At 65.4% G+C, this 23,091-nt stretch carries 24 protein-coding genes; 15 read left to right on the top strand and 9 right to left on the bottom strand.

Annotated features, from left to right (window positions below):
* Positions 1 to 203 precede the first annotated feature (203 nt).
* The 4 genes from AC3A6R_RS01660 (at position 204) to AC3A6R_RS01645 (ending at position 3,744) form a co-directional block, all read left to right on the top strand.
* Positions 204 to 2,006, top strand: a complete 1,803-nt coding sequence (locus AC3A6R_RS01660) for a PhoH family protein (RefSeq protein WP_487859982.1) — start codon at positions 204 to 206, stop codon at positions 2,004 to 2,006.
* Between the two features lie 165 nt (positions 2,007 to 2,171).
* The gene (locus AC3A6R_RS01655) at positions 2,172 to 2,543 is read left to right on the top strand and encodes a VOC family protein (RefSeq protein WP_487863578.1); all 372 of its coding nucleotides are present in this window, start codon (positions 2,172 to 2,174) and stop codon (positions 2,541 to 2,543) included.
* 3 nt (positions 2,544 to 2,546) lie between these two features.
* Positions 2,547 to 2,999 (top strand): GyrI-like domain-containing protein, encoded by a 453-nt coding sequence (locus tag AC3A6R_RS01650; protein WP_487863577.1) that lies wholly within the window; start codon positions 2,547 to 2,549, stop codon positions 2,997 to 2,999.
* Between the two features lie 31 nt (positions 3,000 to 3,030).
* On the top strand, positions 3,031 to 3,744 hold the full coding sequence (locus tag AC3A6R_RS01645) for a helix-turn-helix transcriptional regulator (protein ID WP_487859979.1): 714 nt from the start codon (positions 3,031 to 3,033) through the stop codon (positions 3,742 to 3,744).
* Positions 3,745 to 3,765: 21 nt separating this feature from the next.
* Here the strand turns inward: AC3A6R_RS01645 and dnaB are convergent, their stop codons facing one another.
* The 7 genes from dnaB to ppsA form a co-directional block, all read right to left on the bottom strand.
* Positions 3,766 to 5,175, bottom strand: a complete 1,410-nt coding sequence (gene dnaB / locus AC3A6R_RS01640) for a replicative DNA helicase (RefSeq protein WP_487859978.1) — start codon at positions 5,173 to 5,175, stop codon at positions 3,766 to 3,768.
* A gap of 173 nt (positions 5,176 to 5,348) precedes the next feature.
* Entirely contained in the window at positions 5,349 to 5,801 is a 453-nt protein-coding gene (rplI, locus tag AC3A6R_RS01635; RefSeq protein WP_487859977.1) for a 50S ribosomal protein L9, read from the bottom strand.
* A gap of 12 nt (positions 5,802 to 5,813) precedes the next feature.
* Entirely contained in the window at positions 5,814 to 6,095 is a 282-nt protein-coding gene (rpsR, locus tag AC3A6R_RS01630) for a 30S ribosomal protein S18 (RefSeq protein WP_007830781.1), read from the bottom strand.
* 21 nt (positions 6,096 to 6,116) lie between these two features.
* Positions 6,117 to 6,434, bottom strand: a complete 318-nt coding sequence (gene priB, locus AC3A6R_RS01625; RefSeq protein WP_487859976.1) for a primosomal replication protein N — start codon at positions 6,432 to 6,434, stop codon at positions 6,117 to 6,119.
* A 4-nt stretch (positions 6,435 to 6,438) separates the two neighbouring features.
* Complete coding sequence (rpsF, locus tag AC3A6R_RS01620) at positions 6,439 to 6,816, bottom strand: 30S ribosomal protein S6 (protein ID WP_487859975.1); 378 nt, start codon at positions 6,814 to 6,816, stop codon at positions 6,439 to 6,441.
* Positions 6,817 to 6,941: 125 nt separating this feature from the next.
* Entirely contained in the window at positions 6,942 to 7,430 is a 489-nt protein-coding gene (locus AC3A6R_RS01615) for a hypothetical protein (RefSeq protein ID WP_487863576.1), read from the bottom strand.
* Between the two features lie 123 nt (positions 7,431 to 7,553).
* The gene (gene ppsA, locus AC3A6R_RS01610) at positions 7,554 to 9,947 is read right to left on the bottom strand and encodes a phosphoenolpyruvate synthase (protein ID WP_487863575.1); all 2,394 of its coding nucleotides are present in this window, start codon (positions 9,945 to 9,947) and stop codon (positions 7,554 to 7,556) included.
* Positions 9,948 to 10,134: 187 nt separating this feature from the next.
* Between ppsA and ppsR the strand changes: the two genes are divergently transcribed.
* Entirely contained in the window at positions 10,135 to 10,956 is an 822-nt protein-coding gene (ppsR, locus tag AC3A6R_RS01605) for a posphoenolpyruvate synthetase regulatory kinase/phosphorylase PpsR (RefSeq protein ID WP_487859972.1), read from the top strand.
* Between the two features lie 18 nt (positions 10,957 to 10,974).
* Here the strand turns inward: ppsR and ahpF are convergent, their stop codons facing one another.
* Positions 10,975 to 12,531, bottom strand: coding sequence for an alkyl hydroperoxide reductase subunit F (gene ahpF / locus AC3A6R_RS01600; protein WP_487863574.1), 1,557 nt, complete (start codon positions 12,529 to 12,531; stop codon positions 10,975 to 10,977).
* 91 nt (positions 12,532 to 12,622) lie between these two features.
* Positions 12,623 to 13,186 (bottom strand): alkyl hydroperoxide reductase subunit C, encoded by a 564-nt coding sequence (ahpC, locus tag AC3A6R_RS01595; protein WP_487863573.1) that lies wholly within the window; start codon positions 13,184 to 13,186, stop codon positions 12,623 to 12,625.
* A 256-nt stretch (positions 13,187 to 13,442) separates the two neighbouring features.
* Here ahpC and bfr point away from each other — a divergent pair, with 256 nt between their 5' ends.
* From bfr to AC3A6R_RS01545, 10 genes are all read left to right on the top strand, one after another.
* On the top strand, positions 13,443 to 13,919 hold the full coding sequence (gene bfr, locus AC3A6R_RS01590; RefSeq protein WP_487863572.1) for a bacterioferritin: 477 nt from the start codon (positions 13,443 to 13,445) through the stop codon (positions 13,917 to 13,919).
* A 135-nt stretch (positions 13,920 to 14,054) separates the two neighbouring features.
* On the top strand, positions 14,055 to 14,699 hold the full coding sequence (locus tag AC3A6R_RS01585; protein ID WP_487863571.1) for a PepSY-associated TM helix domain-containing protein: 645 nt from the start codon (positions 14,055 to 14,057) through the stop codon (positions 14,697 to 14,699).
* A gap of 38 nt (positions 14,700 to 14,737) precedes the next feature.
* On the top strand, positions 14,738 to 15,271 hold the full coding sequence (locus AC3A6R_RS01580; protein WP_487859967.1) for a DUF2271 domain-containing protein: 534 nt from the start codon (positions 14,738 to 14,740) through the stop codon (positions 15,269 to 15,271).
* Positions 15,272 to 15,328: 57 nt separating this feature from the next.
* Positions 15,329 to 16,135 (top strand): DUF4198 domain-containing protein, encoded by an 807-nt coding sequence (locus tag AC3A6R_RS01575; RefSeq protein WP_487863570.1) that lies wholly within the window; start codon positions 15,329 to 15,331, stop codon positions 16,133 to 16,135.
* A gap of 14 nt (positions 16,136 to 16,149) precedes the next feature.
* Positions 16,150 to 17,193, top strand: a complete 1,044-nt coding sequence (locus AC3A6R_RS01570) for an FAD:protein FMN transferase (protein ID WP_487863569.1) — start codon at positions 16,150 to 16,152, stop codon at positions 17,191 to 17,193.
* Entirely contained in the window at positions 17,190 to 18,581 is a 1,392-nt protein-coding gene (locus AC3A6R_RS01565; protein WP_487863568.1) for a sulfite reductase subunit alpha, read from the top strand. The genes AC3A6R_RS01570 and AC3A6R_RS01565 overlap by 4 nt, the downstream gene beginning before the upstream one ends.
* Before the next feature lie 217 nt (positions 18,582 to 18,798).
* Positions 18,799 to 21,099, top strand: coding sequence for a catecholate siderophore receptor Fiu (locus tag AC3A6R_RS01560; RefSeq protein WP_487863567.1), 2,301 nt, complete (start codon positions 18,799 to 18,801; stop codon positions 21,097 to 21,099).
* An 87-nt stretch (positions 21,100 to 21,186) separates the two neighbouring features.
* On the top strand, positions 21,187 to 21,867 hold the full coding sequence (locus AC3A6R_RS01555) for a Fe2+-dependent dioxygenase (protein ID WP_487863566.1): 681 nt from the start codon (positions 21,187 to 21,189) through the stop codon (positions 21,865 to 21,867).
* 124 nt (positions 21,868 to 21,991) lie between these two features.
* On the top strand, positions 21,992 to 22,264 hold the full coding sequence (locus AC3A6R_RS01550) for a (2Fe-2S)-binding protein (RefSeq protein ID WP_487859961.1): 273 nt from the start codon (positions 21,992 to 21,994) through the stop codon (positions 22,262 to 22,264).
* A 105-nt stretch (positions 22,265 to 22,369) separates the two neighbouring features.
* Positions 22,370 to 23,077, top strand: coding sequence for a TonB family protein (locus tag AC3A6R_RS01545; protein ID WP_487863565.1), 708 nt, complete (start codon positions 22,370 to 22,372; stop codon positions 23,075 to 23,077).
* The last annotated feature ends 14 nt before the right edge of the window (positions 23,078 to 23,091 follow it).

Raw genomic sequence — 23,091 nt, 5'->3', positions numbered from 1 at the left:
GCTTGCGCCGACTGTGCGCTTTTGCATCATGCCGTGGGGAATGCCCAACGGCTTGTGCAAAGAGCGCAGAACGCGTCACCTGCGGTGTGCATAATGGCCTCATGCCGTTGAGCTCCACGACCGCATCCTCCGAACGAAGCCGCCTGGCCCTCAGGCGGCTTTTTCGTTTTCCGGTTTCCACTTTCCTGCGAGCGACCTGACTCATGCCATTGCCTCCCGCCCCTACGAAACGCGCCGCACTGCTCTCGCCGGATGCGGTCGACGCACCCGCCCGCTCCACGCACAGGGGCTCGCGCCGCGCCGGCGATCAACGCGATGACGAGGCCGCGGCACCGAACCTGCCCCAGCCCCTCGAGTTGTTCGACAGCCCCGCCAGCGAGACGCCGGGCGGCGGCAACAGCAACAGCACAAACTCGCGCCCGCCACGCCGTGCGGCCACCAAGTCGCGGGCGGCGCCGTCGCACGTGAGCGCACCGCCGCAGCCCCAGCAGCCCGCCGCTGTGCAGGTCGAGACGCGCGTCCAGGCAGCGCCCCCCGCCCCTGTCGCGCCGGCCCCGCAGGCGCCGGCCCGCCCGAAGCGCGCCAGATCCACCGGCCCCGCCAAGCTCTTCGTGCTCGACACCAACGTGCTGCTGCACGACCCGATGTGCCTGTTCCGCTTCGAGGAGCACGATATCTTCCTGCCGATGATCGTGCTGGAGGAACTCGATGGCCACAAGAAGGGCACCACCGAGGTCGCACGCAACGGCCGCCAGACCAGCCGCACGCTCGACGCACTGGCAGCCGCGCAGGACGCCGACATCGACAAGGGCCTGAAGCTCGACACCACCGGCCATCGCGAGGCCGGCGGCCGCCTGTTCTTCCAGACCGCCCCGCTCGACTACGCTTTGCCGATCAGCCTGCCGCAGGGCAAGGCCGACAACCAGATCCTCGGCGTGGTGCACGCACTGCGCGACGAATACGCGAAGGAACAGCCCGGCCGCGCGAAGCGCGAAGTGGTGCTGGTGTCGAAGGACATCAACATGCGCGTCAAGGCGCGCGCGCTGGGCCTGGCCGCCGACGACTACCAGAACGACAAGACGCTCGAAGACGGCGACCTTCTCTATTCGGGCTCGCTCGCGCTGCCGCCCGATTTCTGGACCCGCCAGAGCAAGACCGTCGAGAGCTGGCAGAGCGGCAGCAACACCTTCTACCGCGTGAGCGGCCCGCTGGTGCCGAACCTGTACATCAACCAGTTCGTGTATTTCGAGGCGCCGGGCGAACCGAGCATGTACGCGCGCGTGACCGAGATCCGCGACAAGACGGCGGTGTTCAAGACGCTCAAGGACTACAGCTCGGGCAAGAACGCGGTCTGGGGCGTGAACACCCGCAACCGCGAGCAGAACTTCGCGATGAACCTGCTGATGGACCCCGAGATCGACTTCGTCACGCTTACGGGCACCGCCGGCACGGGCAAGACGCTGATGGCGCTGGCCTCGGGCCTCACGCAGGTGCTCGACGACCGCCGCTACACCGAGATCATCATGACCCGCGCCACTGTGAGCGTGGGCGAGGACATCGGCTTCCTGCCCGGCACCGAGGAAGAGAAGATGGGCCCCTGGATGGGTGCGCTCGACGACAACCTCGAATTCCTCGCCAAGGGCGACGGCGGCAACGCCGGGGAATGGGGCCGCGCCGCCACCAACGAGCTGATCCGCAGCCGCATCAAGATCAAGAGCATGAACTTCATGCGCGGGCGCACCTTCCTCAACAAGTACGTGATCATCGACGAGGCGCAGAACCTCACGCCCAAGCAGATGAAGACCCTGGTGACGCGCGCAGGCCCGGGCACCAAGATCGTCTGCATGGGCAACCTGGCGCAAATCGACACGCCCTACCTGACCGAGGGCTCCTCCGGACTGACCTTCGCGGTCGACAAGTTCAAGGGCTGGCCCCACAGCGGCCACATCACGCTGGCGCGCGGCGAACGCTCCCGGCTGGCCGACTTCGCGAGCGAGGTGCTCTGACGACGCCAGGCCTTCGGTAGCCGATCGGCCCGCAATGCGCCCTGCGCATTGCGGGCCTTTTCATTTGTGGAAGATGGCGGCCGCAGACAGGCTCCTGACAAGACGCTGTCAGGAGCCGCGCCGCACCATCGGGCTCCCTTCCACAGAAACGAAAGAGAGTCTTTCATGCAAAACGCCATCACCTGGTTCGAGATCCCGGTCGCCGACCTGGACCGGGCCCAGCGCTTCTACGAAACCGTGCTCGGCCGCGCATTGCGCCGCGAGACGTTCGGTGCCGAAGCGCTGGCCATGTTTCCCCACGACGAGCCTGCGACCGGCGGTTGCCTGCAACCCAGCACCAGCGGCAGCGCCGCACCGAGCAGCGGCATCCGGATCTATCTCGACTGCAACCCGAGCATCGACACCGTGCTCGGGCGCATCGCAGCGGCGGGCGGCGAAGTGACCGTGCCCAAGACCGAACTGCCCAAGGGCCTCGGCTTCATCGCCCACCTGCGCGACACCGAAGGCAACGAGGTCGGGCTGCACGCGCTCGCCTGAAGCATGGAACCTGTCCGTCAACCCCAAGCGGCGTTCCATGTGGCGGGCCTCACGGTCCGCACCACGAACGGCGACGAAAGCGACCCGTCGAGCGGCCGCCTCGCGGCGCTCTGGACTCGGTTCTTCGACCAGGAGATCTATGCCTCGACACCGCACCGCAATGCCGACAAGCGCCTGTTCGGCGTCTACTCGGGCTACGAATCGGATGCCCACGGCGCGTTCGACGTGACCGCAGGCGCGTCGGTGGCCGAGGGCGTGGGCAGCAGCGTGGCCATCGAGGCCGGCGACTACCTCGTCTTCACTGCGCGCGGCGAGATGCCGCGGCTGGTGATCGATGCGTGGCAGCGCGTCTGGGACTATTTCGAGGCGCACCCGGAGATCGTGCGCCGCTACCGCAGTGATTTCGAGGCCTACGACGGGCCGGATGCGGTGGCCATTCACATCGGGGTTGCATGACCCTGCCCTGCCCTTTTGCCGACTGACATCGATGCGCCGCGCCGACCGCCTGTTCCAGCTCGTCCAGCTCATCCGCGGCCGCCGGCTCACCACGGCCGCTTTCCTGGCCCAGCGCCTCGAGGTGTCGGAGCGCACCGTCTATCGCGACGTGGCCGACCTGCAGCACCAGGGTGTGCCGATCGAGGGCGAAGCGGGTGTGGGCTACCGGCTGGGCGCGGGCTTCGAACTGCCGCCGCTGATGTTCACGCAGGAGGAAGCCTCGGCGCTCGTGGCAGCGGCGCGCGTCGCGCAGAGCTGGGTCGATCCGGCGCTGGCGCGCAACATCGAAACCGGGCTCGGCAAGATCCTCTCGGTGCTGCCGCCGGCCGCGCGGGTCGGCGCAGAAGCACTCGCGCTCTACGCGCCCGGAATGGGGCTGGACGATGCAATGCGCGCCCGGCTGCAGGTGCTGCGCGAGGCGGTGGCGGCGCGGCAGAAGCTGCATCTGCGCTACCGCGACGTGTCGGGCGATGCGAGCGAACGCACGGTGCGCCCGCTCGGTTGTTTCTATTGGGGGAAGGTCTGGACGCTCTCGACCTGGTGCGAGCTGCGTGCCGACTTCCGCGCTTTCCGCCTCGACCGCATGGACGGCCTCGACGCGCTGCCCGAGCGCTTCCGCGACGAGCCGGGCAAGACGCTGGCCGACATGCTGCGCCAACTCAAGGCACGGCACGCCGAGGAGAACCGGCCGCCGCTGCAGGCCTGATGCCCGCCCGGCAACCCATCGTCAGTAGTCGTCGCTGCCGCCGTAGCTCGCGAGGTTCTCGAACTTGGTGAGCGGCTTGAGGAACGCGAGCTTGACGGTGCCGGTGGGGCCGTTGCGGTGCTTGCTGATGATCACCTCGGCAACGCCCGGCTCCTTGCTGTTCTTGTCGTAGTAGTCGTCGCGGTAGATGAACATGATGATGTCCGCGTCCTGCTCGATGGCGCCGGATTCGCGCAGGTCGCTCATCATCGGGCGCTTGTCGGTGCGGCTCTCGACACCACGGCTCAACTGCGACAGCGCAATCACCGGGCACTTGAGCTCCTTGGCGAGCATCTTGAGGCCGCGCGAGATTTCGCCCACGGCGGTGGCGCGGTTCTCGTCGCTCATGCTGCTCGACACGCTCATGAGCTGGAGGTAGTCGACCACGATCAGGCCGAGCCGCCCGTACTGGCGTGCCAGGCGGCGCGCGTTGGCGCGCAGCTCACTGGTCGTGAGGCCCGGCGTCTCGTCGATGTGCAGCGACACGTTGCGCAGCTTCTCGATCGCCTCGGTCAGGCGCGGCCATTCCTCGTCGCTGAGCTTGCCGGTGCGCAGATGGCCCTGGTCGATGCGCCCGATCGAGCCGACGATACGCACCGCGAGCTGCGAAGCGCCCATTTCCATCGAGAAGACCGCCACCGGCAGGCCTTCGTTGAGCGCGACATGCTCTGCAATGTTGATGGCCAGCGAGGTCTTGCCCATCGAGGGCCGTGCGGCCAGCACGATCATGTCGCCCGGCTGCAGGCCCGAGGTCATCTTGTCGAACTCGTAGAAGCCGGTGCGCACGCCCGTGATGTCGTTCGGGTTCTCGGCCATCTCGGTCACGCGGTCGAGCAGTTCGACCACCAGGGCATCCATGCTCTGGAAGCCCTGCTTCATCCGCGTGCCTTCTTCGCCGATGTTGAAGATCTTCTGCTCGGCCTCGTCGAGGATCTTGTCGACCGACTTGCCCTGCGTGTTGAACGCATTGGTCGCGATCTCGTCGCTCGCCGACACCAGCTTGCGCAGGATCGAGCGCTCGCGCACGATCTCCGCATAGCGGCGGATGTTGCTCGCGCTCGGCACGTACTGCGCGAGCGAGTTCAGGTAGACCAGCCCGCCGATCTCCTCGGCCTTGCCGAGGCCCTGCAGCTGCTCGTAGACGGTGATGACGTCGGCCGGCTTGCTCGCGTTGATCAGGCCGCCGATGGCGGCGTAGATCAACTTGTGCTCGTGGCGATAGAAATCGCCGTCCACCAGCAGGTCGCCCATGCGGTCCCAGGCCCCGTTGTCGAGCAGCAGGCCGCCGAGCACGCTCGACTCGGCCTCGATCGAATGAGGCGGAATCCGGAGCTTGGCAACTTGGCGGTCGGCCGACGGGTCATTGTCGGCATAGGAGAAAACGGCGGACATGGACTTCCCTTGCAACCCTGCATGCTAAGCCGCGCACGCGATCGCGTGTGTGGACAAGGTTGTGAATAAACGGTGATCTTTCGGTGCACCGAACTGGAAAACCGGTGCGCAGAAATACAAAAGCCGCCCGAGGGCGGCTTTTGCGGGCAGCGCACCAGGCGCCGCGGAAACGATCAGGCGGTTTCGCCGTAGACCGTGACGTTGATGTCGACCACCACGTCGGTGTGCAGCGAAACGCTCACCGTGGTGTCGCCGACCGTCTTGATTGGGCCGTTGGGCAGGCGCACTTGCGACTTCGCGACCTTGTAGCCTTGCTTGCCGAGCTCTTCGGCGATGTCGCCGTTGGTGACCGAGCCGAACAGGCGGCCGTCGACACCGGCCTTTTGGGTCAGCTTGACGGTCGTGCCGCCGAGCTTCTCGCCCTGGGCTTGCGACTCGGCCAGCTTGGCAGCCGCAGCCTTTTCGAGTTCGACGCGCTTGGCTTCGAATTCGGCCTTGTTGGCAGCGGTAGCGCGGCGGGCGCGGCCCGTCGGGATCAGGAAGTTGCGGGCGTAGCCGTCCTTGACCTTGACGATGTCGCCGAGACCGCCGACGTTCAGGACCTTGTCCAGAAGAATGATTTGCATGGTGCGGGCTCCTTAGACGCGGTGCTGGTCGCTGTACGGCACCATCGCGAGGAAGCGTGCGCGCTTGATCGCGGTGTTGAGCTGGCGCTGGTAGATCGCGCGCGTGCCAGTCAGGCGGGCGGGAATGATCTTGCCGTTTTCGCTGATGAAGTCACGCAGCGTGTCGATGTCCTTGTAGTCGATCTCTTCGACGCCAGCGACCGTGAAGCGGCAGAAGCGCTTGCGCTTGAACAGCAGCGACTGGGTGTTGCGCTTCGGGCGCTTGTCTTTGTTGAATTTCTTGAACGTGGCCATTTCGGGACCTCTTTTCGAAAATTAATTTTGCTGAAAATCCTGGATGTGCAGGACCGGATACTTGCCGTTGCCCGGTGTCGCGAGAAAGCCCTGAAAACGCCAGAGGCTCCCCATCGACTGACTTGCGAGCCGTTCGGCGACAGCGCCGAAGGCCACGGCCTTGAGGGCCGTTTTCACCTGCCTGGCTTTTCCTGCCTCCTGGAGCGTCGATTCGTGCTCGAGCTTCAGGTCGATGGCGGGAAGGCCGGCGGGCGTGTATCGCAAGGCTCCGAGTTCGGCGACAGAGGCGGTCAGCAGCAGCTGGTTGAGCCCGGTCGCCGCAGCAGCGGCAGCGGTCACGCCATCAGCTGTTGTTGTTGGCGGCGTATTCGGCCTGCTGAGCCTTGCGGGCTTCTTCGCGCTCGACCGTCTTCATCATCGACGAAGGACCGGTGTCGGCCTTCTTCTTCTGGACGGTCAGGTGGCGCAGCACGGCGTCGTTGAACTTGAACGCATGCTCGAGCTCGCCCATCACGGTTTGTTCAGCTTCGATGTTGACGCACAGGTAGTGCGCCTTGTTGAGCTTGTTGATCTGGTAGGCCAGCTGACGGCGGCCCCAGTCTTCAACGCGGTGGACCTTGCCGCCGCCGGCCGTGATCAGGCCCTTGTAACGCTCCAGCATGGCCGGAACTTGTTCGCTCTGATCCGGGTGGATCAGCAAAATGATTTCATAGTGACGCATGGCACTCCTTGTGGGTTCTTCCGGGGAAGAGAAAAAGCCACCTGCAGCGTCGGGCGCAGTGTGGCAAGGCAAAGCCGGCGATTATAGCCCTGTAGCGAGCACTACGGCAAGTCGACGCGGCTGGATCAGTCGTTGAGGGCTTGGTCGAGCGCAGCGGCCTTGTCAGGCCCGACTGCGGCGCGGATCTTGGGCGCCAACGCGAGCAGGTCCTCGTAGCTCGTGGTGCCCTCGACCTGGAGGTTGAGCCGGAAACCCCTGAGCCCGAGGCCGCCGGTGAGCTGGGTGGCGATCGGGTAGGCGTCCTTGTAGCGCTGCTGCCTGCTGCGGCCCGGCGCTGCCGGACCCGGAGCGGGGGCGGCAGCCGCTGCAGCAGATGCCGCCGCCTCGGCCAGCGGCGCACTGCTGCTTTCGCCATGGCCGCCGGGCGCCTCGAGCAAACCGAGCAGGACCATCTGGTCGACGTCTTCGCGCGCAATGCCCATGCCGCCGGCCAGCACCTCCTCGATCGAGCGCTTGCCGTCGAACAGGATGAAGGCCGAGCGCTGGCGCGGCGACAGCGCCACCGATCGGTCCTTGAAGGCCTGCTGGCCAGCCGGAGTCTTGACAAGAATCATGTGGTCTTCCCCATCCGGGATACGCCCGTTCTCCTTCAAGTTTGTCACCAAATACGCATTTGGTTTCAAAAATACGCGCCAGCCGCGGGAATCCCCGCATGGGGATTTCCGCCATCCGAAGCCTCAGCGCTTGGCGAGCAGCTGCCAGGTGTCGATCACGCTGTCGGGATTGAGCGAGATCGACTGGATGCCCTGCTCCGCCAGCCAGAGCGCGAAGTCGGGATGGTCGCTGGGGCCCTGGCCGCAGATGCCGACGTACTTGCCTTCGGCCTGGCAGGCCTTGATGACGCGGCTCAGCAACGCCTTGACGGCCGGGTCGCGCTCGTCGAAGTCGGCCGCCAGCAGCTCGAGACCCGAGTCGCGGTCGAGGCCGAGCGTGAGCTGGGTCAGGTCGTTCGAGCCGATGGAGAAGCCGTCGAAGAACTTCAGGAACTCCTCCGGCAGCACCGCGTTGCTCGGCACCTCGCACATCATGATCAGCTTGAGCTCGTTCTCGCCGCGCTTCAGGCCGTGCTCGGCCAGCAGGTTGGTGACGCGTTCGGCCTGGCCGAGCGTGCGCACGAACGGCACCATGATCTGCACGTTGACCAGCCCCATGTCGTTGCGCACGCGCTTGAGCGCCTCGCACTCCATCGCGAAGGCTTCGCCGAAGTCCTTGCTCAGGTAGCGCGCGGCACCGCGGAAGCCGAGCATCGGGTTCTCTTCCTCGGGCTCGTAGCGGCTGCCGCCGATCAGCTTGCGGTATTCGTTCGACTTGAAGTCCGACAGGCGCACGATCACCTGCTTGGGCCAGAACGCGGCCGCGATGGTCGCGATGCCCTCGGCCACCTTGTCGACGTAGAAGGCGCGCGGCGAGGCATGGCCCCGGGCCACCGACTCGACGGCCTTCTTCAGGTCGTTGTCGACGTTGGGATAGTCGAGGATCGCCTTCGGGTGGACGCCGATGTTGTTGTTGATGATGAACTCGAGTCGCGCGAGGCCGACGCCGTGGTTCGGCAGCTGCGCGAAGTCGAACGCGAGCTGCGGATTGCCGACGTTCATCATGAGCTTGATGTCGATCTCGGGCATCACGCCGCGCTGCACCTCGGTAACCTCGGTCTCGAGCAGGCCGTCGTAGATGAAGCCGGTGTCGCCCTCGGCGCAGCTCACCGTCACCAGCGTGCCCTCCTTCAGCAGGTCGGTGGCATCGCCGCAGCCCACGACGGCGGGAATGCCGAGCTCGCGCGCGATGATGGCCGCATGGCAGGTGCGCCCGCCGCGGTTGGTCACGATGGCGGCGGCGCGCTTCATCACCGGCTCCCAGTTGGGATCGGTCATGTCGGTCACGAGCACGTCGCCGGCCTGCACCTTGTCCATCTCGCTGATGCTGTGCACCAGGCGCACCGGGCCGGTGCCGATCTTCTGGCCGATCGCGCGGCCTTCGGCGAGCACCGCGCCCTTGCCCAGCAGCTTGTAGCGCTGCTCGGCCTTGCCCTGCTGCTGGCTCTTCACGGTCTCGGGACGCGCCTGCAGGATGTAGAGCTGGCCGTCGGTGCCGTCCTTGCCCCACTCGATGTCCATCGGCCGGCCATAGTGCTCCTCGATGACGAGCGCGTATCTGGCGAGCTGCTCGACGTCTTCGTCGGTCAGCGAGTAGCGGTTGCGCTGCTCGGCCTTGACGTCGGTGGTCTTCACGAGCTTGCCGGTGGCCTTCTTCTCCTCGGGCGTGGCGAACTCCATCTGGATCAGCTTGGAGCCGAGGTTGCGGCGGATCACCGCGCGCTTGCCCGCGCGCAGCGTGGGCTTGTGGACGTAGAACTCGTCGGGGTTGACGGCGCCCTGCACCACGGTTTCGCCCAGGCCGTAGCTCGAGGTGATGAACACCACGTCTTCGAAGCCCGACTCGGTGTCGATGGTGAACATCACACCGGCCGCGCCGAGGTCGGAGCGCACCATGCGCTGCACGCCCGCCGACAGCGCCACCACGTCGTGCGCGAAGCCCTTGTGGACGCGGTAGCTGATGGCGCGGTCGTTGTAGAGCGAGGCGAAGACTTCCTTCATCTTGTGCAGCACGTCCTCGATGCCGACCACGTTGAGGAAAGTCTCCTGCTGGCCTGCGAACGAGGCATCGGGCAGGTCTTCAGCCGTGGCGGACGAGCGCACCGCGAACGAGGCTGAAGGGTTGCCTTCGCTGAGCTTCGCAAAGGCCTCGGCGATCGCCTTTTGAAGGTCGGCCGGGAAAGGTTGCGCTTCGACCATGGCGCGGATCTCGGCGCCGGCGGTGGCCAGCGCGCGGACGTCCTCGGTGTCGAGTGCAGCGAGCTTCTTGCTGATCTTGTCGGCCAGCCCGTCGTGTGCCAGGAACTGGCGGAAGGCATGCGCCGTGGTCGCAAAGCCCGTGGGCACCCGCACGCCCTGCGGCAGCTGCGAAATCATCTCGCCGAGGCTGGCGTTCTTGCCGCCGACCGACTCGACGTCGGTCATCCTCAGGTTTTCAAACGGTACGACCAGGGCGGTCGCGTCGAAAAGTGCAGACATGGGAAAGCTCCAGAAGTTGAAACCGGTGCGGCATGCAGGCGGCGCGGCACGATCGTTCTCGTTGCTCTGGGTGCGGTCGCGGCGTGCATGGAGAAGAAGAATTCTGAACGGGCAGGCGGATTCCCGATAATGGGCCGGATTGTAGGGGGGGCGGGATGGCCCGCGCCGCAGGACAAGGCCGCAAGACATGACCACACGCACAGTTTTCTTCATTTCGGACGGCACGGGCATCACCGCCGAGACCTTCGGCAACGCCGTGCTGGCGCAGTTCGAGATGAAGCCGCGCCATGTGCGCCTGCCCTTCACCGACACCGTCGACAAGGCGCACCAGGCGGTGCGGCAGATCAACCACACGGCCGAACTCGAGGGCGTGCGCCCGATCGTCTTCACGACGCTGGCGAACATGGAAGTGCTGGAGGTGATCGAAACCGGCTGCAAGGGCATGCTGCTCGACATGTTCGGCACCTTCGTGCGCCCGCTCGAGATCGAGCTGGCCATGAAGTCGAACCACCGCATCGGCCGCTTCAGCGACGTCAGCAAGAGCAAGGAATACGACGCCCGCATCGCGGCCATCGATTTCAGCCTGGCCCACGACGACGGCCAGAGCAACCGCGACCTCCAAGGCGCCGACGTGATCCTGGTCGGCGTGAGCCGCAGCGGCAAGACGCCGACCTCGCTCTACCTGGCCATGCAGCACGGCCTGAAGGCGGCCAACTACCCGCTGATCCCCGAGGACTTCGAGCGCCGCCAATTGCCGCCCGCGCTGATGCCCCACCGCAAGAAGATCTTCGGCCTCACCATCCAGCCCGAGCGGCTGAGCCAGATCCGCAACGAGCGCCGGCCCGACTCGCGCTACGCCAGCCTCGAGAACTGCCGCCACGAGGTGAGCGAAGCCGAGGCCATGATGCGCCGCGCGGGCATCCGGTGGCTCTCGACCACGACCAAGTCGATCGAGGAAATCGCCACCACCATCCTGCAGGAACTCAAGCCCGAGCGGCTGACGTACTGAGCCGCCGAGGCGGCCGGCTCAGGCCGGCGCCGACGTGCGGATCAGGTGGTCGAAGGCCCCCAGCGCCGCCTTCGCGCCGTCGCCGGCCGCGATGATGATCTGCTTGAACGGCACCGTGGTCACGTCGCCTGCCGCGAACACGCCCGGCACCGAGGTCTGACCGCGCGCATCCACGACGATCTCGCCGTGCTTCGTGAGCTCGACCACGCCCTTGAGCCAATCGGTGTTGGGCACGAGGCCGATCTGGATGAACACGCCTTCGAGCTCGACCTTCTTCAGTTCGCCCGATGCGCGGTCCTTGTAGACCAGGCCGTTGACCTTCTGGTCGCCGGTGATCTCGGTGGTCTGCGCATTGGTGAACACGTCGACGTTCTTCAGGCTGTGGAGCTTGCGTTGCAGCACCGCGTCGGCGCGCAGTGCCGTGTCGAACTCGATCAGAGTGACATGGCCCACGATGCCGGCCAGGTCGATCGCCGCTTCGACGCCGGAGTTGCCGCCGCCGATGACCGCGACGCGCTTGCCCTTGAACAGCGGGCCGTCGCAGTGGGGGCAGTACGCCACGCCCTTGTTCTTGAACTCGTGCTCGCCGGGCACGTTGATGTTGCGCCAGCGCGCGCCGGTCGAGATGATGATGGACTTGCTCTTGAGCGAAGCGCCGCTTTCAAGCTGCACTTCGATCAGGTCATTGCCGGGCACCAGCGCCTTGGCACGCTGCAGATTCATGATGTCGACGTCGTAGTCGCGCACATGCTCCTCGAGCGCGTGGGCGAACTTGGGGCCTTCGGTTTCCTTGATCGAGATGAAGTTCTCGATGCCGAGCGTATCGAGCACCTGGCCGCCGAAGCGCTCCGATGCCACACCGGTGCGGATGCCCTTGCGCGCCGCGTACACGGCGGCTGCGGCACCAGCGGGGCCGCCGCCGACGATGAGTACGTCGAACGGGTCCTTGGCGGCGATCTTCTTGGCTTCGCGCTCGACGCCGCTGGTGTCGATCTTGGCGAGGATTTCTTCCAGGCTCATGCGGCCCTGGCCGAACTCGGTGCCGTTCAGGAACACGGTCGGCACGGCCATGATCTGGCGTTCCTTGACCTCGTCCTGGAAGGTCCCGCCTTCGATCATCGTGGTGCGGATGCGCGGGTTCTGCACCGCCATCAGGTTCAGCGCCTGGACCACGTCGGGGCAGTTGTGGCAGGTGAGCGAGACGTAGATCTCGAACTCGAAGTCGCCATCGAGCGCCTTGATCTGGTCGAGCACGGCTTGCTCGACCTTGGGCGGGTAGCCACCGATCTGCAGCAAGGCAAGGATCAGCGACGTGAATTCGTGGCCCATCGGCAGACCGGCGAAGCGCGGGCCGTGGTTCTCGCTCGGCCGGTTGATCGAGAACGAGGGCTTGCGGTGGCTGTCGTCGCGGCTTTCGGTCAGCTTGACGAGCGGCGAGGATTCGGCGACGTCCTTCAGCAACGACAGCATCTCGCCCGAGGCCTTGCTGTCGTCGAGCGAGGCGACGATCTCGATCGGCTGCGAGGCGCGTTCGAGGTAACTCTTCAATTGGGCTTTGGTGGCGGTGTCGAGCATGAGGAACTCTCTTTCGATAACTGGAAACTATCAACCAAGGGACAAGAAAGCCCGGGGCCTCGTGAGCGCCCGGGCTTGCGCGCGGTACGCCTTAGATCTTGCCGACGAGGTCGAACGACGGTGCGATGGTCTTATCGCCTTCGTTCCACTTGGCCGGGCAGACTTCGTTCGGGTGGGCGGCCGTGTAGACGGCTGCCTTCAGCTTGCGCAGCGTTTCCTTCACGTCGCGGGCGATTTCGTTCGAGTGCACTTCGGCGGTCTTGATGATGCCGTCGGGGTTGATCACGAAAGTGCCGCGCAGTGCCAGGCCTTCTTCGGGGATGTGCACACCGAAAGCGTTGGTCAGCGCGTGGGTCGGGTCGCCAACCAGGGGGAACTTGGCCTTGCCCACGGCCGGCGACGTGTCATGCCAGACCTTGTGCGAGAAATGGGTGTCGGTGGTCACGATGTAGACCTCGGCGCCCAGCTTCTGGAACTCAGGGTAGTTGTCGGCCGCGTCTTCGACTTCGGTCGGGCAGTTGAAGGTGAAGGCCGCCGGCATGAAGATCAGCACGGACCACTTGCCCTTGAGCGTCTCGTCGGACACATCGATGAACTTGCCGTTGAGGTAGGCCTGGGTCTTGAAGGGTTGGACTTGGGTGTTGATCAGGGACATGGTGATTCCTTGGATGCTGCGGGTGGACAAAAGTAACTGCGAGCCATGAGTATAACTACCAATCCATATCTTTCAATAGTCACTATCTATTAAAAGTATTGGCGCTTGCTATGTTCTCGATGGCCGCGCCGAGGATCGAATACGAACGTGTATCACCCTCACACGCATGCAGACCAGTGGCGTATGGGATTGCTTGCAAGTGCTTACCCGCCCCTCTGACAATCGGGGCTTCCAGAATAAACACAAGGAAGAAATCATGAAGGGCGACCCCAAGGTCATCGAGCATCTGCAGGCGCAGCTCAAGAACGAGCTGACCGCGATCAACCAGTACTTTCTGCACTACCGCATGCTCAAGCACTGGGGCCTCGACAAGCTGGCCAAGAAGGAATACGAAGAGTCGATCGGCGAGATGAAGCACGCCGACAAGCTGATGGACCGCATCTTCATGCTCGACGGCCTGCCGAACCTGCAGGACCTCGCCAAGCTGAACGTCGGCGAGGACGTGCCCGAGATCCTGGGCTGCGACCTCGGCGCCGAAACCGGCGCACAGGCCACCATCAAGGACGGCATCGCCTACTGCGAAAGCGTGCGCGACTACATCTCGCGCGACCTGCTGCAGGAAATCCTCGACGACACCGAGGAACACATCGACTTCCTCGAAACCCAGATCGAACTGATCGGCAAGGTCGGGCTGCAGAACTACCTGCAGTCGCAGATGGGCGAGCTCAGCTGATCGACCAAGCACATTGCTTTTCATCCAAAACGGGACTTCGGTCCCGTTTTTCGTTGTGTTTTTCGTTGCTTTACCTAGCCTTCTTTAACGCGAATAACAGTCATTCTCATTTGCGCCCTACAATCCGCGCCTTCGATGAATGCTGCCCGCCCCGACACCCGCCGCCGCGCCTACTGGCTCAAGACCTTGCACGAATGGCACTGGGTGAGTTCGGCGATCTGCCTGGTCGGCATGATTCTGTTCAGCATCACCGGCTTCACGCTCAACCACGCCGGACAGATCGAAGCCAAGCCGGCCATCACCACCCGGAGCGGCACCATCGACGAGGCGCTGCGCACGCAGCTAGAGCGTCAACTGCCTGACGCCAAGGCCCGGAACGGGCGCGCACCCGTTCCGCCGGCTTTGCAGGCCTGGGTGAAGGCGCAATGGGGCATTGCCACCGCCGGCCCCGACGCCGAATGGTCCGAAGACGAAATCTACCTCTCGCTCCCCCGCCCCGGCGGCGACGCATGGCTGCGGTTGAGCCTGGCGGATGGCGGGATCGAATACGAGCGCACCGATCGCGGCTGGATTTCCTACCTGAACGACCTGCACAAGGGTCGCAACACCGGCACCGCCTGGGGCTGGTTCATCGACATCTTCGCGGCCGCGACGCTGGTCTTCTCGATCACCGGCCTGTTCATTCTCAAGATGCACGCGGGCAACCGCCCCTTCACCTGGCCCATGGTCGGAATGGGCCTGGTCGTACCCGTGCTGCTCGCGCTGCTGTTCATCCATTGATCTGCCTGCGCTTCATCGATTCACGAAAGAGGTTTTCCGTGCACCTTCGCCACTCCCTTGCCCCCATCGCCGCGTCGGCGCTGTTCGCGGCCCCGGCCCTTGCCGCCGGCCTCTCCGCCACCATCGAGATTCCGCGACTGAACGTCTCGGAGTACCACCGCCCCTACGTCGCCGCGTGGATCGAACGGGCCGACAGTTCCATGGCCGGCACGCTGGCGGTCTGGTACGACGTTCGGACCAAGACCAACAACCCCGAAGGCGAGGGCACCAAATGGCTCAAGGACCTGCGCCAGTGGTGGCGCCGCGGCGGCCGCGAACTCGCGATGCCGGTCGACGGCGTCTCGGGCGCCACCAAGCCCGCGGGAAAACATGCACTGAACTTGAGCGAAGGCTCCGGCGCCATGCCCAAGCTGGCGCCGGGCGCCTACAAGTTCGTGGTGGAAGCCGCGCGCGAAGTGGGCGGGCGCGAGGTGGTGAGTCTGCCGTTCCAGTGGCCGCCGTCGGCTGCCACCGAAGCCGCGGGCAGCGGCAAGGAAGAACTGGGCGAGATCAAGCTGCAGCTCAAGCCCTGATCCCCCAGCCCGGCCTCGGCCTCGTTCATTCATCGCTCGCTCCTTCAAGGATTTTCCATGACCCGCTTCATGCTGCGCACCACCGCTATCGCCATCGCCCTGTCTGCGGCCTCGCTGTCCCAGGCACACAACGCCTGGCTGCTGCCCTCTTCCACCGTGTTTTCCAAGGCCGACACCGTGACCGTGGATGCCGCGGTGTCCAACGACCTCTTCGTGGCGAACCATGCGCCGCTGCGCCTGGAGGGCCTGCAGATCACCGCGCCCGACGGCAGCATGGTGAAGGCCGAGAACGAAGCCAAGCTCAAGCTGCGCAATGTGTTCGACGTGCCGGTCTCGGCACCGGGCACCTACCGCATCGCCGTCGTCAATGCAGGCCTGTTCGCGAACTGGAAGGACAAGGCCACGGGCCAGCCCAAGCGCGCGCGCGGCACGGCCGAGACCATCGGCAAGGCGATTCCGGCAGACGCACAGGAGCTCGCCATCACGCAGTCGTCGGGTCGCATCGAAACCTTCGTGACGGTCGGCAAGCCTTCACCGCTGCAGCTCACCGGCCAGGGGCTGGAGCTGATCGCCTCGGGCAGCCCCACGGACCTCGTCAAGGGCGAGAAGTCGACCTTCACGCTCCACCTGGACGGCCAGCCGGCCAAGGACATCGAGGTGACGCTGACGGCAGGCAATACGCAGTACCGCGACAAGCTCGAAGAGCACAAGCTCAAGACGGACGACAAGGGCCAGTTCAGCGTCACCTGGCCGAGCGCCGGCATGTACTGGCTCGATGCCAGCATCAGGGACGACAAGGCCACAGTGCCGCAGGCCAAGCAGCGCCGCCTGAGCTACGCGGCCACGCTCGAAGTGATGCCCTGACCGGGCCTGCCGCCTTGGGCATTTCGTTTAGCACCTGGCGCGCAGGCGGCTATGCCAACGCGGCCACCCCGCGCGCCGCAGACCCTGCGACGCTGCAGCAGCTCGCCGGGGAGACGATGGGGACCACTTGGTCGCTGCGCTTCGACAACCCGCGCATGCTGCCGCTGCGGGACGTTTGCGATGCCGTCCAGGCATCGCTGGACCGTGTGGTCGCCCAGATGAGCCATTGGACGCCGGATTCGGACGTCAGCCGGTTCAACCGCGCTCCCGCCGGATCGACCCACATGCTGCCGCGCGAATTTGCGCGGGTGATGGGCTGCGCGTTGCATTGGGCCGACGCGAGCGAAGGGGCGCTCGATCCGAGCGTAGGGCCCCTGGTCGCCTGCTGGGGGTTCGGTCCGGCCGCGCGCGCCGGCTGCAGCACCGCGGCCGTGCCCGATCCTCGAGCGCTGGCCGAAGCCCGTGCACGCACCGGGTGGAAACGCCTGGCGTTCGATCCCGCGCTAGGCGCGCTGCTGCAGCCGGGTGGCGCGGAGCTCGACCTGTCGGGCATCGCCAAGGGGTTCGCCGTGGACCATGGCGTGGAAGCGCTGTGTGCACTCGGCCTGGCCGACCTGCTGTTCGAGGTTGGCGGCGAGTTGCGCTGCGTCGGGCGACGCCCGGGCGGCCAGCCATGGCGCGTGCGCGTCGATGACGGGCAGGCGCATGCCGCGCGCACCATTGCACTCGCCGACATGGCGATCGCCACCTCGGGCGACCGCTGGCACAGACGCACGGCCGGCGCTCGCCACTGGTCCCACACCATCGACCCGCGCACCGGCGAGCCGGCGGCGCATGCGCTCGCCAGCGTCACGGTGCTGCACGCGCAATGCGTGCAGGCCGATGCGCTGGCCACCGTGCTCTCGGTGCTGGGCCCAGACGACGGCTTCGTTTTTGCGGAACGGCACTGCATCGCCGCGCTGTTCGTCCGGCATGCCGACGCGGCGGCGGAGCCCGTTGTGCACGCCACGCGCACCTGGCCAGCCCCAATCAACGCCAACGAAGCCATGCGCGCATGAGCGAGATGGTTTGGCGAGCGCTGGGTGCGGTGGCCACCGTGGCCGCCTACACGGCCCTGTGCGCATCGATCTACCTGCGCGAGCGACGCCAGCGGATCGCCGTCGCGCGGGATGCGGCCGAACTCTCGGGCCACGCCGGCAACCCTGGCGATACCCACGACGCGGCGGCGCCGCCGGTGCTCGTTCTGTTCGCCAGCCAGACCGGACAGGCCGAAGCGATCGCGTGGCAGACGGCGCGGCAATTGAGCGCGTCGGGAATGCCCAGTCGCGTCATGGAATTGAATGCGCTCGATGCGGCAACGTTGGCCAGTGCGCGACGCGCGCTCTTCGTTGCCAGCACCTACGGCGAGGGCGACGCGCCGGATGGCGCGAGCGTGTTCGCCGAGAGGGTCATGCCATCACCGCCCATCCTGGCGAGGCTGCGCTACGCCGTGCTGGCCTTGGGCGACCAGCAGTACGCGGCGTTCTGCGGTTTCGGCCGCGCGCTCGACGAATGGCTGAGTGCAGCCGGTGCCGTGCGCGAGTTCGAGCGCATTGAAGTCGACAACAGCGATCCCGACGCGCTGGCGTCATGGCACGCGCGCTGGGGCGCAAAGGCTGCACCTGCCCAGGCGTACGGCACCAACGAGGCCTTCTCGCCCTGGCGCATCGTGTCGCGCGTGCTGCTCAACCCCGGCAGCGCCGGCGCACCCGTGTTCCACCTGGGCTTGGTGCCGCAGGCGGGCCCGATGCCGACATGGTTGTCCGGTGACCTGGCGCAGATCCGCGTTGCCGGCGATCCTTTACGCCCGAGGGACTATTCGATCGCGTCCCTGCCCGACGATGGCGAGCTGCAGTTGCTGGTGCGCCAGGCACCACATCCCGACGGCACGCTCGGTGCGGCCTCTGGATTGCTCACGTCCACCCTCGCAATCGGTAACACGGTGGCGCTTCGGCTTCGACCGCACCGCGGGTTTCGGCTCGAAGGCAACGAAATGCGCCCGCTGATTCTCATCGGCAATGGCACCGGGCTGGCGGGCTTGCGGGCGCACCTGCGCGCATGCGCGGCAACGGGCAACCATGGCCACTGGCTGGTGTTCGGCGAGCGCCAGGCGGCGCATGACTTTTTCTACCGCGAGGAAATTCAAGCTTGGCAGACCAGCGGCGTGCTGCAGCGCGTTGATATGGTGTTCTCGCGCGACCATGAAGAGCGCCGCTACGTACAGCACCAACTCCTGCGTTCTGCCGAATCCCTCATGCAATGGCTCCACTCGGGCGCAGCCATCTACGTGTGCGGCAGCCTGCAGGGCATGTCGGCCGGGGTGGACGCCGCACTGCGGCAGATTGCCGGCGACAAAGTCGTTTACGAACTCACCGCTTCTGGTCGCTATCGCCGCGATTTTTACTAGTTTTGGCGACATTTGTTGTCTTCCGGCGACAATTTGCACGAAGTTGTACATCCAATCAAATGCCTGTCCGCTTCAATCAACTACGAATGCCTATCATTCTTATCGGTCTACAGAAATAGACCGACTCACCCAGCCAGTCTGCCCGTTTCTCCCAAAGAAAGTCGTTGCGAGGACACAGCCAGTCGAGTCCTCGCCGCCACCTTTGGAGAAACATTTCATGGCCTACATCAAAGCCCGCAAGCGCGCCATTGCCCGCGCCGTCCCTCATTTTTCAGGCGCTGCCGCCGCAACCCTGATCGCTATCGCGGCCCCCGGCGCGTTCGCGCAGTCCACCCTTCCGGAAATCCGGGTGCAAGACTCGTCGGTGGTCGATTACAAGACGGACGCCTCGGCCAACACCAAGTTCACGGCGCCGCTGGTGAGCACCCCCCAGACCGTGCAGGTCATCAAGGAACAGGTCATCCGCGAACAAGGCGCGACCACGCTCACCGAAGCACTGCGTAACAGCCCCGGCGTCGGGACGTTCTTCCTCGGCGAGAACGGCAACACGACCACCGGTGACGCCGTCTTCATGCGTGGTTTCGACAGTTCGAGCGCCATCTTCGTCGACGGCATTCGCGACCTCGGCTCGGTGTCGCGCGACACCTTCAACATCGAGCAGCTCGAAGTGGTCAAGGGTCCCGCAGGCACCGACGTCGGCCGCACGTCGCCCACCGGCTACATCAATCTCGTGACCAAGAGGCCCACGTTGGAAAACAGCTTCACGGGCTCCGTCGCATTCGGCAGCGCCGACTTCAAGCGCGGCAGCGTCGACTGGAACAAGTCGCTCAGCGGCGAGAACGGCATTGGCGCGGCATTCCGCCTGAACGCCGTGATGGCAGACGCTGGCGTTCCCGGACGCGATTACGTAAGGAACAAGCGCACGGGCATTGCGCCGTCGCTCGCCCTCGGCCTGAACAGCCCGACGCGCTTCTACTTCGACCTGCTGCACGTCAAGCAAGACAACGTGCCGGACGGCGGCGTGCCCACCATCGGCCTGCCCGGCTACTCGTCGCCGGACCCGAAGCGGGGCTACCTGAACACCGCGCAGCGCGTCGATTCGCGCAACTTCTACGGCACCAGCTCGGATTTCGACAACGTGAGCACCGACATGTTCACGGCGCGCGTCGAGCACGACCTGACACCGGACGTCACGATCCGCAACACCACGCGCTTCGCCAAGACGCAGCAAGACTACATGCTCAATGCGTTCATGAGCAACACGGCCAACCTTGTGACGCCCAACGCGCTGCTGCCGCTCGGCTGGACCCTGGCGCGTACCCTGCCGACCAACAAGGACCAGGAGAACACGATCTTCACGAACCAGACGAACGTGAGCGCCAAGTTCGACACCGGCAGCGTCGGCCACAGCCTCAATGCAGGTCTGGAACTGATTCGGGAAAAGCAGGATTCGAACGGCTACTACAGCCGCAATGCGCGCGTGTTCGATGTGCCGGGCATTGCCAACAGCGGCGAGTTCACGGCCGCCAGCCTGTATGCACCGAATCCAAACGTGTTCGGCTACAACCGCGTCCGCAACGGCACCACCGCCTCGGGCGAGACCACCACCATCGGCGCTTACGTCTTCGACACGGTGAAGTTCAACGAACAGTGGATGCTCACCGGCGGCCTGCGCTATGACCATTACTCCACCCGCTACGATGCGACGACCCTGAATGCCAAGAGCGGCGTGCTCACCCCGAACAACCTGAAGCTCTCGGACAACCTCGTCTCGGGCAAGCTCGGCCTGGTCTACAAGCCGACCACCAACAGCAGCATCTACGCCGCCTACGGCACGGCCGCCCAGCCCCCAGGCGGTGCCAACTTCCAACTGGCTGCCGGCGGCACCGGTCGCAGCGCAGGGCGCACCGACTTCCTGCCGCAGAAGGCCAAGACCTACGAACTTGGCACCAAATGGGAGGTGCTCAACAAGCGCCTGGCCTTGACCGCCGCCGTGTACCGGACCGACGTGAGCAACGAAGTGGTCCAAGACACCGTGACCAGCGAGTACAACCAGACTGGCAAGAAGCGCGTGCAAGGCATCGAGCTGGGCGTCTCGGGCGCCATCACCGACAACTGGGGCGTCACCTCGGGCTTCACCACGATGGACACCAAGGTACTGAGCGGCCCGTCGGTGCTGGCAGACGGCTCCACCGCCCTTGCCTACACCCCGAAGAATGCGTTCACCCTTTGGTCGACCTACCAGCTCCCGTTCGGCCTGACCGTCGGCGGCGGCGCGCGCTACAACGGCAAGCTGCTGCGCGGCAAGGATGGCGCCGTCGGCACGCCGGCCTATGTCGACGCGTACTGGGTGTTCGACGCGATGGCCTCGTACCGGATCAACAAGAACGTCGACCTCCAGTTCAACGTGTACAACCTGTTCGACAAGGAATACGTGGCGTCCATCAACAAGAGCGGCTACCGCTACACCCCGGGCGCACCGCGCACCTACAAGGTCACGGCGAACTTCGCCTTCTGATCGCTGGGGCGTGCTGCGCGTCTGGCGCAGTGCGAAACCGAAGCCCTGGCCCGAGCCGGGGCTTTTCCATTGCGGAGTTATCGAAACATGATGCTGCATGTTCCCAATGTGCTGAGCCCGGTCCAGGTCCGCGACATGCGCACCGCACTGGCGGCGGCCGACTGGACCGACGGGCGCGAAACGGTCGGCGACCAGGGCGCGCAGGTCAAGCGCAATCGCCAATTGCCGACGCAGTCGCCCGTTGGGCGCGAACTCGGGAAGGTGGTGCTCGCCGCCTTGGCCCGCAACGCGCTGTTCTTCTCGGCCGCGCTGCCGCTGCGCTTCGTACCGCCGCTGTTCAATAGCTACGAAGGCGGCGAACACTACGGCCTGCACGTCGACGGCGCGGTGCGGGCCATGCCCGACGGGGCGCAACAGCTGCGCACGGACCTCTCGTGCACCCTCTTCCTGTGTGAACCCGACGAATACGAAGGCGGTGAACTCGAGGTGCTCGACACCTATGGTTCGCATGAAGTGAAGCTGCCCGCGGGCGACCTGATACTTTATCCGTCGAGCAGCCTGCACCGCGTACATCCCGTGACAAGCGGCGCACGCATCTGTTCGTTTTTCTGGCTGCAGAGCCTGGTGCGCAGCGACCAGCAGCGCAGCATGCTGTTCGAACTCGATCAGACCATCAGCAAGCTGCGCGTCCGACTCGGGGAATGCGAGGAGACGGTGGCGCTCACCGGCCACTATCACAACTTGCTGCGACTCTGGTCAGAGGTGTGACGCGTACTTTTTGGGCTTTGCGACCCCTCGTACGCCCAGTCACACCATAGTTATTGCAAATGCGACGGATTCTTATTTATAATCAGGCTACCTCATCAGCCAGCCAACTGCCGCTTTCACAGCCATGATCGTTTGCGTCTGCCGCCGAGTCTCCGACCGTGAAATCGCACGTCATGTGCGTGCCGGCATGACTTTCGACGAAGTCCAATTCGAGTTGGGCGTCGCCACCCAGTGTGGTCAATGTGAAGGCTGTGCGCGCGACGTCGTTGCGCAGTGCAGCGCCTCCCATCCGGTCGCCGCGTTGAATCGCGAGCCGGGCTCGAGGGCGATCCAGCTTGCCACCTCCATCTCGGAAAGCAAGGCATGGAACTCTTCTCGGCACTCGGCGGCAGCCTGATTCTCGTTGCAGGTTCGGTCTGGTGGATCTTTCGTAAGTAGACAGTCGTCGTAGCGGTTTTGCTGCAATCGGGGCCTGCGTCAGGCAGGCCCGCATTCGAATTGGTTGATCGTGTCTGACCGCTTTGCCCCCCCTCCTTCCGTTCTTGGCCTCTCGCGCAATGCCGTCATTGCCGGGGGCGTGATCCTGTTTCACGCGGCCGCGCTGTGGGCGCTGCAAAGCGGCCTGCTGCGCAAGGCGGCCGAAGTGGTGGTTCCGGTCGAAATCCTGAGCCAGTTCATCGAGCCGCCCAAGCCGGCACCGCCGCCACCACCACCCCCGCCTCCGCCACCTCCCGCACCCAAGCCCAAGGCCGTGAAGCCGCCGCCGCGCCCGGTGGCCATTCGCGAACCCAAGCCGGTTCCCGCACCGGCCGCGCCGGTCGGCGTGCCCGAGCCGCCGCCGCCGGCGCCCGCGCCGGTGGTCGAAGCCCCACCGCCGCCTGCGCCACCGGCCCCGCCACCCGCACCGCCGGCACCCCAGACGATCGAGATCACCCAGGGCCAGACCCGTTACGTGAGAGAGCCCCGGCTGGTCTACCCGAGCATGAGCAGGCGGCTGGGCGAATCGGGCACCACCGTCGTCTCCATCTTCTTCGATAGCGAAGGGCTCGCCAAGCGAGTCGAACTCTTCAAGTCGAGCGGCTTCGAGCGGCTCGACGAGGCGGCGCTCGCTGCAGCCCGCACCGCGCAGGTCACGCCCTTCCGGCAAACCGGCGGCAACGCGCAGACCACCTATGTGCTGCGGGCGCCCTTCTCATTCAAATTGAACTAACTTTCTCTGGAGCA

This window comes from Variovorax sp. Soil_C_19 (assembly GCF_057657255.1).
The sequence above is the reverse complement of the archived record's forward strand: the minus strand, read 5'-3'. Positions and strand labels throughout refer to the sequence as shown.